Source organism: Paucilactobacillus suebicus DSM 5007 = KCTC 3549, assembly GCF_001434475.1.
GTDB classification, from domain to species: domain Bacteria; phylum Bacillota; class Bacilli; order Lactobacillales; family Lactobacillaceae; genus Paucilactobacillus; species Paucilactobacillus suebicus.
This window is the reverse complement of record NZ_AZGF01000005.1, coordinates 20,900-34,306: the sequence shown is the minus strand read 5'-3', so window position 1 is coordinate 34,306 and position 13,407 is coordinate 20,900. Positions and strand designations below refer to the sequence as shown.

Sequence of the window (13,407 nt, the reverse complement as noted above, 5' to 3'; positions counted from 1 at the left end):
ATTTGGATCCTATATTAAAGTTATAGAGATTTAACTAGTTTATATGTACAACAGGTGATTGCTATCACCTACAGAAGACCCTCAAGGTCAAAATCCTAAAAAATTGGATTTTGACCTTGAGGGTTCTCTTTTATGTGAGCAAATAGATTTTTGCACTTTGATTATTACGATAAATCATGAAAAATCGATTGCATATTGATTTCAATTTTTGATAATTCTTCCGCATATCCTTTAAGTTGATCGCCATATTTATCGACCAAGGTGGGATCAGCCTTAGTTTTATAACGTAACTTGTGTTCGAGACTAGCCCACATGTCCATTCCTACCGTTCTAATTTGGACTTCAACGGGAGTGTTCTGGACGCCATTAGTTTCAAAAACTGGCACAGATACGACGATGTGTAAACTACGATAGCCACTTTCCTTAGGATTTTTAATATAATCCTTACGTTTGATCAATTCAATGTCACTTTGTTGCAATAGCGTTTTTTCAACCGAATAAACATCGTCAAGATAATTTGTAATTACGCGAATACCTGCAATGTCATATATGTTATCTTTGATGCCTTTTGCGCTCATTTCATAGCCCTTACGCCGTACTTTTTCAAAAACGCTTGGAATTTCTTTCATTCGTTCTTCCATATGGTGAATTGGATTATGATCGTATTTGAATTGAAAATCACTATCTAGGTTTTCTAACTTGGTACCGACTTCATTGGCCCCTTCAGCACACAGGTGATAATAGCTAATGAATTCTTCAAAGTTTTTAAACTGGCGATCTCCGAGTAGCTGACGTAACTCAGTCTCAGATTTCCTAATATTGATAAAATTTTGTCGTTCTAGGATCATGGGAACCTCCACAATAATTGTTAATAGTAACATTATATAACTTTACAGATAAAAGAAGTGTAATTACGAATAACCTTTAGCAGATATCAAACATTTTTGGCCATAATTTGAAAACGTTTTAAATGAGAGTAAAATCAAATTATTAGATATTACGAGAGAAGGGAAAAAGTTGACTGAAAAATTATATGGAACTGTGTTAATCAAGGCATCACAAATTTTGGATGTCTTGAGTGATGGAAAAAGTAAAAGTGTTCACGACATTGTGCTAGCAACTGATATTGCAGCACCGACAGTTTCAAAGATATTGACAACTCTTTTAGCAATTCGATATGTCGCAAAGAATCAACAAACTCACGAATATCGTATGGGAACTAAGTTAATTCAATTTGGGCAAATCAGAACTAACGTGACAGAATTGATTGAAATCACTAGACCTTATTTAGATGATTTACAAAGCAGGGTGGACGAAACCATTCATTTATCTGTTTTGGAAAACGATCAAGTGACCTATGTGCGCAAACTTGAACCAAAACATCAAAACATCTTTATGACTTCCAAGGTTGGCCTGACAAGGGAATTGTACAGCGCCGGAATGGGAAAAGCTGTTTTAAGTAGTTTTAGTGATCAACAAATTAATAGTTATATTGATAATCATGAGTTAAAGCCGTTTACAGATCACACAATTACAACTGCAACAGATTTATGGCAGGATATTAGAAAAACTCGTGAACGCGGTTACGCCGTTGACGATGAGGAACAAGAAAAAGATTGTTATTGTATTGCATCAACTCTGTTTCAAGGGACGCAGTTAGTTGGAGCAATGAGTATTAGTGTTCCCAAATTTCGAATAACTGACGATTATAAACAATTAATTACTAGCGAGTTGCTACGAACTAAGAAACAAATTCAATCTGTGTTAAACGCTCAATAGAAAAATATTTGCATTTTTGATGTAAGCGTTCTATTCTATATGTGTAAAAGAAATATATATTTCCAAATAGGAAACGGAGGATTTGTAAATGTCATTAAGTATGATTACAAGATACGCACATAGTCCGGAAGATATTGATCACTACAATACTGACCAGTTACGTCGCGAATTTTTAATGGAGAAAATTTTTAATCCAGGCGACGTCTTACTAACGTACACCTACAATGATCGAATGATTTTTGGTGGGGTTACGCCTGTTAGTCAACCGTTAGAGATTAAATTAGATCAGCAGTTAGGTGTTGATTATTTTCTACAACGTCGTGAAATGGGTTTTATTAATATTGGCGGCAAGGGTTCGGTTACCATTGATGGTAATAAAGAGGCGATTGAACCCCATGACGGTTATTACATTGGCATGGGTGTTAATCATGTCATTTTTGAATCTGCAGATGAAGCTAATCCAGCTAAATTTTATGTGGTTTCAACTCCTGCGCATAAGACGTACCCAAATAAAAAATTAGCATTTAAAGATGCAATCGCCATGCCTATGGGTGATCAAGAACACATGAACAAGAGGACCATTTACAAGTATATTGATGCGTCATCAATGGATACTTGTCAGCTTCAGATGGGCTATACGGTTTTGGAACCGGGTAATTCGTGGAATACGATGCCTGCTCACACTCACGCACGGCGAATGGAAACATACCTTTATATTGAATTCGGGTCAGAGGATACACGAGTATCACACTTCTTAGGAACACCGAATAATACCAAACATATTTGGTTGGAACCTGAACAAGCCGTTGTTAACCCAAGTTACTCAATTCATTGTGGCGTTGGCACTACTAATTATTCATTTATTTGGGCAATGTGTGGTGAAAATCAAACCTATGATGACATGGATGCGATCGACATGCATGAGCTTCGTTAATTACTGAAGGGAGAAGTTCAAATGGCACAATCAAGTGAAGAAATTAAACATAATGCTGAATCGTTAAAGAAGTTTTCAATGGATTGGTTCAGCTTAAAAGGCAAAGTTGCGATCGTGACAGGTGGTAATACTGGACTTGGACAAGGATATGCTGTGGCCCTGGCAGAGGCTGGGGCAGATATTTTGGTTGTTAATCATGGTACACAAGGTCGCGAGGAAACTAAGCAACTGATAGAAGAAAAAAATCAGCGAGTAGAATTTTTTCAGGCAGATTTAACAGAGGCCGGTGTTGCCGAAAAAGTAGTCGCAAAAGCGATCGAATTGTTTGGTCATCTGGATATTCTAGTTAACAACGCGGGGATGATTAAACGCAATCCACTGTTAGAGTCCACTGAAAAGGATTGGGACAGTGTCATTGCAATTAACCTATCAGCGGTCTACAAGTTGTCATTAGCAGCTTCTAGGGAATTCGCAAAACAGAAATCTGGCAAAATTATTAATATTGGCTCAATGCTTTCATTCCAAGGTGGTAAGTTTATTCCATCATACACAGCTGCCAAACATGGTGTTGCTGGATTAACGAAGGCCTTTGCCAGTGAAATGGCCGCATACAATGTTCAAGTTAATGCGATTGCTCCAGGCTATATTAAGACAGCCAATACTGCTCCAATTAGAGCTGATAAATCACGTAATGACGAGATTTTAGGGAGAATTGCTGCAGGGCACTGGGGCGAACCCTATGAACTGATGGGCATTGCGGTTTACTTGGCAAGTAATGCATCAAATTACATTAATGGAGCTGTTATTCCTGTTGATGGTGGCTACTTAGTACGGTAATATTAATACCTAGTTAATACTATTGTACTAAGTGGGGCGAAGCATATGGCAGAAATGATAACGATTGGTGAACCAATGGTATTGTTCGCGTCTGACGATCCGGATGTACCGCTTGCGCAAGCTGATCATTATTCAAAGTATTCGGCGGGAGCTGAACTTAATGTTGCAGTTGGAGTTGCGCGACTAGGCCATCGGGTTGAGTATGCATCAATGGTTGGTATAGATCCACTTGGTGAATATCTAGTTCACGAGATTAAGCAAAATAAAATTGGTACGGATTATTTGGATAGAGATCCCAATCATTGGACCGGTTTTTATTTGAAGCAATTGGTGACGGATGCTGATCCTGATATTTTTTACTTCCGTAAAGATTCAGCCGCCTCGCATTTTGATGCTCAGATATTATCAAGAATCAATTTTACTAATTTAAAAATTGCTCATTTGTCTGGCATATTTGCTGCATTATCAGATAATAATTTGGCAGTATTTAAACAAATTAATAATTTGATGCTTCAAAAAAATGTGACCGTTACATTTGATCCCAATCTTCGACCATCGTTATGGCGAAATGAATCAGAAATGATTGAGACTACTAATGATTTGGCTAAGAATGCGCATATTGTTATGCCTGGGCTATCTGAGGGACGGATCTTGACTAGGTTTGCTTCTCCGGAAGATATCGCCGGATTTTACTTATCACAAAGCAAGATAACTAACACGGTGATTATCAAACTTGGAGAAAACGGTGCGTTTATAATGAAACGAAACGGATATTCGGCAACTGTGTCTGGATATCAGATTGATCGTGTTGTTGATACGGTTGGAGCAGGAGATGGTTTTGTGGCAGGAATTTTGACCGCACTGCTGGAAGATCAGTCAATTGAAAATGCGGTGAAACGTGGCTGTGCAGTTGGGGCAATGGCCGTTATGTCGCCTGGAGATAATGATGGCTATCCAACAGTTGAACAATTGACTACTTTTTTGGCTAGTCATTCTGGTGGGAGGGTTACAAATGAAAAGAGCTAAACTACTTCAGCAGATGATTGATACCGGAGTTATTTGTGTTATTAGAGCTAACACTTCAGACAAAGCTGTTAAAATTGCTGATGCTGTAATTGCGGGTGGAATTTCAGGCATTGAAATTACCTACAGCGTTCCTAGAGCAGATCAGGTAATTGCCGATTTAGTAGATAATTATGCGAATCAGGATGTCGTAATTGGAGCAGGAACGGTTTTAGATGCAACTTCTGCCAGATTAGCTATTATTGCTGGAGCACATTTTATTGTCAGTCCAGCGTTTGATGCGGATGTGGCAATGATGTGTAACCTTTATCAAGTACCATATGTCCCTGGAACGTATACAATCACTGAAGCTCAAACAGCTTTAAAATATGGGTCTGAAATGGTTAAGCTCTTTCCAGGACAACTTGCTGGACCGCAAACTATTAGTGCCTATCATGGACCTTTCCCATATTTGAACGTAATGCCGGCCGGGGGAGTCGATTTAAATAGTATGGCAACTTGGTTTAGTAATGGTGCCTCAGTTGTGGGAGCTGGTAGAGGTATCACCAAACCTGCTGATGAAAATGATTTCGACGGTGTAACACAAAATGCACGACACTATATTGAACAATTCAAACAAATTAAAAATTGATTTTATGAGCTAAAAGACTAGAAAACGAACTATTTTTCTAGTCTTTTTTTATATTTCAGATAAATACGAACAAAATATTTATTAACTTTTAATTTCGTTCGTGTTATACTGACATTGCTTTCAAATTAATTCTTATTAGAAGGGAGACACAACTTGAACTCGCAAGTAATCGAAGGAACGTATTATTCGTCGGTCAGTTGTGACCAAATCAAGTATGCCGAAGATGCACTAATTTGTGTGGACGAAACTGGCATTATTCAAAGAATTGTTAATCATGATGATCCGCAATATGGAAAAATTCGTCGGCAAGCTGATCAAAATAATTCATTAACAATACTGGCTAGTGATGAGTATTTATTACCAGGATTGATCGATTTACACGTTCATGCTCCTCAATGGGCACAAGCGGGGCTTGCACTTGATAAGCCCTTAAATGAATGGTTGAATACCTATACTTTCCCACTAGAGTCAAAGTTTAGTGATCTTAACTTTTCAAGACGAGTCTACTCGCAGCTGGTTATGGAAATGGTGGCTAATGGAACCACCACAGTCATGTTCTTCGGAACTATCTTTAACGAATCCAATCTAGTTTTAGCCAAACAGTGTTCAAAATTTGGCTTGAGGGGATTCATTGGTAAGGTTGCCATGGATAATCCAGAACAAACGCCTGAATATTACCGAGACTTATCAGCAAAGCAAGCATTATTAAGTACAGAGGAGTTTATTTTTGCTATTAATGAGTTGCAGGCAAAAAATGGTGGCACATTGGTACCTGTGATTACGCCAAGATTTGTACCTAGCTGTACCGATGAACTTCTAGCAGGCTTGGGAAAACTAGCGCAAAAATATGATTTACCAATTCAATCACATTGCAGTGAAAGTGACTGGGAACATAACTACGCAAAGGAAAGATTCAAAATGCATGACGCCGAAGTTTTGGACCATTTTGGACTGCTCACAGATAGATCGGTTATGGCACATGGAACTATGATTGACGAAAATGATCAGCAATTATTTTACAAACGACAAGCAGCGGTGGCACATTGCCCGATCTCAAACGTTTATTTTGGGAATAGTGTATTTCCGACCAAGAGGATGCTTGAGCATGGCAATAAGGTTGGATTGGGTACTGATATTTCTGGTGGGTATTCACCAAGTCTATATCGAAATATGCAACAAGCGGTTATGTCATCACAAATGCTCCAAGATGGTGTTGACCAGTCGATTAGTAGTAATAATCGCGGTGTTAACAATTCACGGATTTCTATCAAAAATGCTTTTTACTTGGCAACTCGTGGTGGTGCAGAAGCACTCCATTTGAAGACTGGTTCAATTGAAGTGGGGATGCAGGCAGATTTTCAAATCGTGAAAAGTCGACTAGCTCTTTTGAAAATTGATCCTAATGATCAGTTTGAAAGACTGATATATCAGACTGATAGAAACGATATTAAGCAAGTATTTATTGGCGGTAAGCTGGTTTATCAAAACTAAGTTAGGGAGAGAATTATGGAAGAAATTGAAAATGGCATTTTAATCGGACCGGATGACAAGGTTAAACCATCCCAGGCTGGATTATTAGGATTGCAACATGTGTTAGCAATGGATGTGTATGTCCCACCAATCGTGCTTGCTGGATCCTTATCGATGGGTGCAGCCAGTTCATCTGGCTTAATTCAGTCAACATTCTTGGCAGCGGGGATTGGCACAATTTTACAAACGTGGTTATTCATGAAAATGCCCGTATCACAAGGACCATCATTTGTGCCATTAGGAGCCGCAGCGGGAATTGTGTTGGCATCCGGCGGTGTTGAGAATGGAATGGGAACCTTGATTGGTGCCTCAATCATTGGTGCAATTGTGCTTATCTTACTGGGCATTAGCGGTGTTTTTCAAAAGATAATTTCAACACTGGTACCTGCGATTGTCGGTGGAACCATTATCACTTGTGTGGGATTATCATTAATTCCTTCAGCCCTCAATGATAATGTTTTTGAGGCCTCAGGTAATGTGAATCAAAATATTTTACTAGCTTCAATTACAGCATTAACATTATTAATTGCTGTAGCAATCAGTATTCGGTTTCCAAAATTACAACGAGTGTTCAAAACTAGTTCCATCATCATTGCACTTTTGGTTGGATCAGGTGTTTCTGCATTGATGGGAAGATTTGATTGGAAAACTGTTAGCTCAGCACCATGGTTTAGTTTACCTAGCCGAACAATTTTTCATTATGGTGTGCACTTCAATTTATCTGCTATTTTAACTTTTATTATTATTTATGCTATTTTAACAACCGAAACGACAGGGACTTGGTTCGCAATGGGTGCGGTAATTGACCATAAGATTACTGATAAACAGTGGAATCAAGGAATTATTGGCGAAGGACTAAGTTGTTTATTTGCCGCACTAGCAGGGACAACACCTGTTACTGGTTATTCAACAAATGCCGGTGTCATTTCCATTACCGGTATTGCCAGTAAACGAGTTTTTATTGCAGCAGGACTTTGGTTTGTCTTGTTGGGATTCTTTAGCAAAATTTCCGCTTTCCTGTCTGCTATTCCCTCGGCAGTTATTGGCGGTGTATTTGCAATTATCTGTGTGACGATCATGTTGAATGGATTAAACGTCATTCGCCGCTTGCGAACTGGTGAAAGTGATCTTTATGTGATTGGCTTGCCGATTATCTTGACGATTGCGCTAGTTCTGTTGCCTACTAAGGTGATGGATGAAGCTCCACAAATGGTTCAATATTTGTTAGGATCACCGATTGCAGTTGCAGCAATTGCAGCAATTATTCTTAATTTATTGATGCCGAAAAGACAAACATTATCTAGTAAATAGATAATCAGATGATTGATGATTTGAGTGAGAGGTTAAAAAGCCTCTCATTTTTATTATCTTTAGTTATACATAAAAAATAACTACAACTTACATTTATTTGAAAGTAAAATCATCAATTAACTTTATAAAATTAAGTAAATAGACAGTAAGCGTTCGTAAAACACTGTTTGAAATAACTAAAATTGAAATGCAAGCGGATTCATTTTAATTTTTACAAGATCGAAAATATGGTAAATTGATTCGATTATGGTAGAATTTAATCTAATCAATTTTTAATATACAAAAATGGGGTGATAACGAATGGTTAAGTTTTCAATTTTTCCAGCTGGTGATTCGGCCGTTAACGTGACATTTGATAACCGGGTTGATCCACAAATTAATCAATTTATTCGTACGCTTCAAAGAAAGTTGGAATCACAGAAGACTGATGGCATTACAGCGTTAGTTCCTGCGTTCCGAACTTTGACAGTTTTTTATAACCCGGAATTACTATCATTTAATGAACTGACGACGATGGTGCAGGCAATTGCCACACAAGTGAAACAAGTTGACGATCGAAGCAAAAAAATAATTCACATCCCAGTATGCTATGAATCTTCATTTGGCCCTGATATGGGTCACATTGTTGAGCACAGCAATTTATCGATTCAAGAAGTCATTGAGCTTCATACTAAAACCGATTATTTGATTTACATGTTGGGATTTCTCCCAGGATTTGTTTATTTAGGAGGACTGGATGGAAGACTAGCGACACCACGTCTGGCGACACCACGACTATCTATCAATCCTGGAGCCGTTGGAATTGCTGGTGAACAAACCGGGGTCTATCCAATTGCTTCTCCAGGTGGTTGGCAAATAATTGGTCAAACACCACTAAATTTATTTCAACCTCAAAATGAAAACCCATTTTATTACCAAACTGGTGATTACATTCACTTTGATCCGATAACGGCTTCTGAATTTGATCAGATTAGTCGTTTGGTTGATGAAGATCGGTATCAAGTTAAGGTGGAGGAGGGGACTAAGTAATGGGAATTCGAGTTATTGACGGCGGGTTGCTAACTACGGTTCAGGACTTTGGTAGATCAATTGGTTTAGCAAATGGTTTTTCACCTTCTGGTGTAATGGATCAGGATTCAGCGTCACTGGCGAATGTTGTGCTAGACAATGATTATCAGACACCTCTTTTGGAATATAGTGTTTTAGGGCCAACAATCACATTTACTACGGCCACGGTAATCTCAATTTCTGGTGCGACTGTTCACGCAAAGGTTAATGGCGATCGGGTTGAAATGAATCGTGCTTTTACTGTTAAAAGAGGGGATACCTTGATCATTGGACCAACCATTAAAGGACGATATGGTTATTTGGCAATTGCCGGTGGTGTGAAAGTTCCCAAAGTAATGAAAAGCTATTCGACAAGTCTTAAATATGGATTGGGAGGCTTTAAAGGTCGTGCGCTTAGATCTGGTGATTATATCAAAATAACAGTTCCTGCTCCATCGGTCTCAAATTTAAGGCAACGTCAAGCAATATTTTCAACCTATTCAGATGAACCGGTAGTTACTATTAGAGTCACCAAGGGCCCACAATATGATCAATTTGACCAGGACGCTAAAAATCAATTTTTCGTTCATGAATATGAAATTAGTAAAGATTCTGATCGAATGGGTATTCGGCTTAGTGGTGATGCGCTGAATGTTGATAATTTGACCGAAATGTTGTCAGAAGCAACCGTTTTGGGGGGCATTCAGGTGCCCAAGAGTGGTCAGCCAATTATATTACTATCAGATCGGCAGACTACTGGCGGCTACCCGGTGATTGCTGTTATTGCTAGTGTGGATTTAAGCAAGACTGTGCAACTCACACCGGGCCAGAAAATAAAGTTTGAATTTATTGATTTAGCACTTAGTCAGCATTTGTTACATGAAAAAAATGTCAAACTCAAAGCGATTAAATTAAAATTTATGGCGATGACAGATCATCCAGAACGAAGAACGGCTCACCGACTAAACAATCTTTTTGAAGAATAGAGGAGATAAAAGATGAATTTAGAAGAAATTAAATCAGTAGTGGAACTTATGAAGGCTAACCAGATTACAGAATTTGATTATGACAATGGGGATACACATTATCGTATAAAGAGAGATTTAAACAGCGGTAAACCAGTGCCGGTACCATCAGCTTCGACTGAAGCATCGAGTAACAAAGCTGAAAAAATTGAAGCTGTGCAAACAATCAATGCACAGATGGTAGGAATCTTCTACACTTCACCTAATCCCGATGAGGAACCGTTTATAAAGGTCGGAGATGATGTTAAGGAAGGCCAAACAATCGGCGTTATTGAGGCTATGAAGATGGTTCACGATGTTAAAGCGGATCAATCCGGAAAAATTACTAAGATTTTAGCGGCCAATGAAGAAAACGTCGAATTTAATCAGCCATTATTTGAAATAGAATAGATAAGGAAAGTGATCGAATGCAAAAAGTATTAATTGCAAACCGTGGCGAAATTGCGGTCCGGATTATTAGAGCATGTCACGAACAAGATTTGCAGACGGTTGCCGTCTATTCAACGGTCGATGCAAATGCTATGCACGTGAAGATGGCCGATCAATCTGTCTGCATTGGGCCTGCTAATCCTCAGGATAGCTATTTGAATCAAGATAATATTATACAAGCGGCATTGATGACCGGTGCGGACGCAATTCATCCCGGTTATGGCTTTTTGTCAGAAAATGCAGAGTTTGCGAAATTGTGTGAAGTACAGGGCATCACATTTATTGGCCCTCATTCCGACACAATTGCTTTGCTGGGTGATAAAGCGCAGGCACGTGAGGTCATGCAAGATGCAGATGTACCTGTAATTCCAGGTAGCCGTGAAGGATTTACTGAGCTTGACACTGCCCTGTTTCAGGCTAATGAAATCGGGTATCCTGTGATGCTAAAGGCTGCAGCTGGCGGCGGTGGTAAGGGTATGAGAATGATTCATACCGAGGATCAATTGCGTCATGAGTTTCCGCTAGCCAAAGGTGAGGCACAACAAGCATTTGGAAATCCAGAAATGTATTTAGAAAAGTTTATCGTGCGACCTCGCCACATCGAAGTACAAATTTTAGCTGACACTTATGGAAACACAGTATCTTTGGGAGAACGTGATTGTTCATTGCAACAATACCATCAAAAAGTGATGGAAGAAGCTCCCAGTTCAATTGATCATAAGACTCGTTACGAAATGTTATCAACGGCTCGCAGAGCGGCTAAGGCGTTAAAATTTTTAGGGGCTGGAACGATTGAATTTTTGTACGCTGGTCCAAGTCAGTTTTATTTCATGGAAATGAATACGCGTATTCAAGTGGAACATCCAATTACTGAATTTATCACGGGAACTGACTTGGTTGCTGCTCAGCTGCACATCGCAGCCGGAATGAAATTGGCGATAACCCAAGAAGAAGTCGCATTAAATGGTTACGCATTGGAATGCAGAATTACGGCAACTGTGCCGGGCAATATTAAGGGGCTACATCTCCCAGGTGGTAATGGCGTTAGAGTTGATACTGCTTTATATGATGGATATCAAGTGCCCGCTAATTATGATGCCCTATTAGCAAAAGTGATTACGTATGCTCCAACAAGGGCAATCGCCGTAAAAAAAATGCAAGTTGCAATTGAAGAAACTGTGATTGAGGGAGTAGGAACCAACCTCGATTTTCTGTATCAATTATTGAACAATAATGATTTTTTAGCTAATAATTTTGACATTGAATTTATTGAACGTTTGACAAACGGAGGTAACGCTAATGAGTAATCAATTAACTCCTGTTGAACTACGTCATCAATCCAGATCAGGAATATTTACCGATCAGACAAGTGGCCTATGTCCAGGATATACGCAAGCTAACTTAGTGATCTTGCCTAAATCACAGGCATACGATTTTCTTTTATTTGCCCAGCGCAATCCAAAACCTTGTCCAATTCTTGAAGTTGCGGATGCGGGATCTCGTCAGTTACGAACATTTGCACAAGACGTTGATTTGGCAAAAGATTTTCCAAAGTATCGCGTGTACGAAAATGGAAAAATGGTCAGTGAACCAACGGATGTTGCTGATTTGTGGCGTGATGATCTTGTTTCCTTTCTAATCGGCTGTAGTTTCTCATTTGAAGCTGCGTTAATTGCTGCGGGAATTGAGATGCGCCATATCACGATGCATCGTAATGTACCAATGTATAGCACTAATATCAAAGCAAAATCCGCTGGCATTTTTCACGGCAATTATGTCGTCAGTATGAGGCCAATTCCTGAATCACAAGTGGTTAAAGCAGTGACAATTACTGAAAGGCTACCACAGGTTCATGGAACGCCACTACAAATTGGGGATCCAGCTGCAATTGGCATTACAGATTTGGATCATCCTGATTTCGGGGATGCGGTTGATATTCATCCCGGTGAGGTCCCTGTATTTTGGGCTTGTGGGGTTACCCCTCAGCAAGTGGTAATGCAAAGTAAACCTGAGTTTGTGATCACACATTCTCCGGGTCATATGCTAGTTACGGACGTGAAAGATAATCAGCTAGCAGATATCTTATAGGAGGGATATTGTATGGTACAAATTGATTTGAACTGCGATTTAGGTGAAAGCTTTGGACGCTATAAGTTGGGGTTAGATGAACAAGTTTTGCCGTATATTACCTCAGCTAATATTGCGTGTGGTTTTCATGCAGGTGACCCAGAAGTAATGGAACACACAGTTGATTTGGCAAGTGAAAATCATGTTGCTCTTGGAGCCCATCCTGGATTTCATGATCTTGAAGGCTTTGGTCGACGTCAGATGCAAATTAATCCACAGACTGCTGAAGCAGACGTTCGTTACCAAGTTGGTGCACTACAAGCCTTTAGCCCCAATCATAAATTACATCATGTTAAGCCACATGGAGCTTTATACAACATGGCGGCCAAGGATTATGACTTAGCTAGTGCAATCTGCAAGGGCATCTATGCGGTTGACCATGATTTGATATTAATTGGTTTGGCAAATAGTGAGCTAATTCATGCTGCTAAGGAGATTGGGTTACCATACGCTCAGGAAGTTTTTGCTGATAGAAATTATGAAGTGGACGGTAGTTTAATGTCTCGTAGTAAACCTAATTCAGTTATTACTGATGAGGACGTGGCTGTTGCTCGCGTGATCCAAATGGTTGAAGACCACTCTTTAAAGGCTTATGACGGAACCGTGATTGAAATGATTCCAGATACAGTATGCGTCCATGGAGACGGTATCAAGGCAGTGGCATTTGTTAAAAAAATTCATCAAGCGCTTAACAATGAAGGTATTGAAGTAAAAACCGTGTAATTAAGGGAGGA

The 13,407-nt window shown here is 39.3% G+C and carries 14 protein-coding genes; 13 read left to right on the top strand and 1 reads right to left on the bottom strand.

The annotated features are described in order from the left end of the window. Nucleotides 1-164: 164 nt before the first annotated feature. Entirely contained in the window at nt 165-848 is a 684-nt protein-coding gene (locus tag FD16_RS03240) for a GTP pyrophosphokinase (protein ID WP_010621966.1), read from the bottom strand. 169 nt (nt 849-1,017) lie between these two features. Between FD16_RS03240 and FD16_RS03235 the strand changes: the two genes are divergently transcribed. The 13 genes from FD16_RS03235 (at nt 1,018) to FD16_RS03175 (ending at nt 13,396) form a co-directional block, all read left to right on the top strand. Next, nucleotides 1,018-1,779: an IclR family transcriptional regulator gene (locus tag FD16_RS03235; RefSeq protein ID WP_010621967.1), complete on the top strand. Its 762-nt coding sequence runs from the start codon at nt 1,018-1,020 to the stop codon at nt 1,777-1,779. Nucleotides 1,780-1,867: 88 nt separating this feature from the next. After that, nucleotides 1,868-2,713: a 5-dehydro-4-deoxy-D-glucuronate isomerase gene (gene kduI, locus FD16_RS03230; RefSeq protein WP_010621968.1), complete on the top strand. Its 846-nt coding sequence runs from the start codon at nt 1,868-1,870 to the stop codon at nt 2,711-2,713. 21 nt (nt 2,714-2,734) lie between these two features. Beyond that, nucleotides 2,735-3,550, top strand: coding sequence for a 2-dehydro-3-deoxy-D-gluconate 5-dehydrogenase KduD (gene kduD / locus FD16_RS03225; RefSeq protein ID WP_010621969.1), 816 nt, complete (start codon nt 2,735-2,737; stop codon nt 3,548-3,550). A 45-nt stretch (nt 3,551-3,595) separates the two neighbouring features. Further along, nucleotides 3,596-4,576 carry a sugar kinase gene (locus FD16_RS03220; protein ID WP_010621970.1) on the top strand — a complete coding sequence of 327 codons (981 nt, stop codon included), beginning with the start codon at nt 3,596-3,598 and terminating at the stop codon, nt 4,574-4,576. Next, nucleotides 4,563-5,204 (top strand): bifunctional 2-keto-4-hydroxyglutarate aldolase/2-keto-3-deoxy-6-phosphogluconate aldolase, encoded by a 642-nt coding sequence (locus FD16_RS03215; RefSeq protein ID WP_010621971.1) that lies wholly within the window; start codon nt 4,563-4,565, stop codon nt 5,202-5,204. Before FD16_RS03220 ends, FD16_RS03215 begins: the two co-directional genes overlap by 14 nt. 153 nt (nt 5,205-5,357) lie before the next feature. Continuing rightward, complete coding sequence (gene guaD, locus FD16_RS03210) at nt 5,358-6,695, top strand: guanine deaminase (protein ID WP_010621972.1); 1,338 nt, start codon at nt 5,358-5,360, stop codon at nt 6,693-6,695. Nucleotides 6,696-6,710: 15 nt separating this feature from the next. Continuing rightward, nucleotides 6,711-8,045: a uracil-xanthine permease family protein gene (locus FD16_RS03205; protein ID WP_010621973.1), complete on the top strand. Its 1,335-nt coding sequence runs from the start codon at nt 6,711-6,713 to the stop codon at nt 8,043-8,045. 300 nt (nt 8,046-8,345) lie between these two features. Continuing rightward, nucleotides 8,346-9,074, top strand: a complete 729-nt coding sequence (pxpB, locus tag FD16_RS03200; protein ID WP_010621974.1) for a 5-oxoprolinase subunit PxpB — start codon at nt 8,346-8,348, stop codon at nt 9,072-9,074. Then, complete coding sequence (locus FD16_RS03195; protein ID WP_010621975.1) at nt 9,074-10,078, top strand: 5-oxoprolinase subunit C family protein; 1,005 nt, start codon at nt 9,074-9,076, stop codon at nt 10,076-10,078. The genes pxpB and FD16_RS03195 overlap by 1 nt, the downstream gene beginning before the upstream one ends. Before the next feature lie 12 nt (nt 10,079-10,090). Further along, nucleotides 10,091-10,507, top strand: a complete 417-nt coding sequence (locus tag FD16_RS03190; protein WP_010621976.1) for an acetyl-CoA carboxylase biotin carboxyl carrier protein — start codon at nt 10,091-10,093, stop codon at nt 10,505-10,507. A gap of 17 nt (nt 10,508-10,524) precedes the next feature. Then, entirely contained in the window at nt 10,525-11,853 is a 1,329-nt protein-coding gene (locus FD16_RS03185) for an acetyl-CoA carboxylase biotin carboxylase subunit (RefSeq protein WP_010621977.1), read from the top strand. Next, entirely contained in the window at nt 11,846-12,634 is a 789-nt protein-coding gene (locus tag FD16_RS03180; protein ID WP_010621978.1) for a putative hydro-lyase, read from the top strand. Before FD16_RS03185 ends, FD16_RS03180 begins: the two co-directional genes overlap by 8 nt. Nucleotides 12,635-12,646: 12 nt before the next feature. Continuing rightward, nucleotides 12,647-13,396, top strand: a complete 750-nt coding sequence (locus FD16_RS03175; RefSeq protein ID WP_010621979.1) for a LamB/YcsF family protein — start codon at nt 12,647-12,649, stop codon at nt 13,394-13,396. The last annotated feature ends 11 nt before the right edge of the window (nt 13,397-13,407 follow it).

Excerpts from the sequence above, each read along its gene's own strand:
- pxpB (WP_010621974.1), top strand. The coding sequence starts at position 8,346 with ATGGTTAAGTTTTCAATTTTTCCAGCTGGTGATTCGGCCGTTAACGTG.
- FD16_RS03180 (WP_010621978.1), top strand. The coding sequence starts at position 11,846 with ATGAGTAATCAATTAACTCCTGTTGAACTACGTCATCAATCCAGATCA.
- kduI (WP_010621968.1), top strand. The coding sequence starts at position 1,868 with ATGTCATTAAGTATGATTACAAGATACGCACATAGTCCGGAAGATATT.
- FD16_RS03240 (WP_010621966.1), bottom strand. The coding sequence starts at position 848 with ATGATCCTAGAACGACAAAATTTTATCAATATTAGGAAATCTGAGACT.
- FD16_RS03195 (WP_010621975.1), top strand. The coding sequence starts at position 9,074 with ATGGGAATTCGAGTTATTGACGGCGGGTTGCTAACTACGGTTCAGGAC.
- kduD (WP_010621969.1), top strand. The coding sequence starts at position 2,735 with ATGGCACAATCAAGTGAAGAAATTAAACATAATGCTGAATCGTTAAAG.
- FD16_RS03175 (WP_010621979.1), top strand. The coding sequence starts at position 12,647 with ATGGTACAAATTGATTTGAACTGCGATTTAGGTGAAAGCTTTGGACGC.
- FD16_RS03220 (WP_010621970.1), top strand. The coding sequence starts at position 3,596 with ATGGCAGAAATGATAACGATTGGTGAACCAATGGTATTGTTCGCGTCT.
- FD16_RS03190 (WP_010621976.1), top strand. The coding sequence starts at position 10,091 with ATGAATTTAGAAGAAATTAAATCAGTAGTGGAACTTATGAAGGCTAAC.
- FD16_RS03215 (WP_010621971.1), top strand. The coding sequence starts at position 4,563 with ATGAAAAGAGCTAAACTACTTCAGCAGATGATTGATACCGGAGTTATT.
- FD16_RS03185 (WP_010621977.1), top strand. The coding sequence starts at position 10,525 with ATGCAAAAAGTATTAATTGCAAACCGTGGCGAAATTGCGGTCCGGATT.
- FD16_RS03205 (WP_010621973.1), top strand. The coding sequence starts at position 6,711 with ATGGAAGAAATTGAAAATGGCATTTTAATCGGACCGGATGACAAGGTT.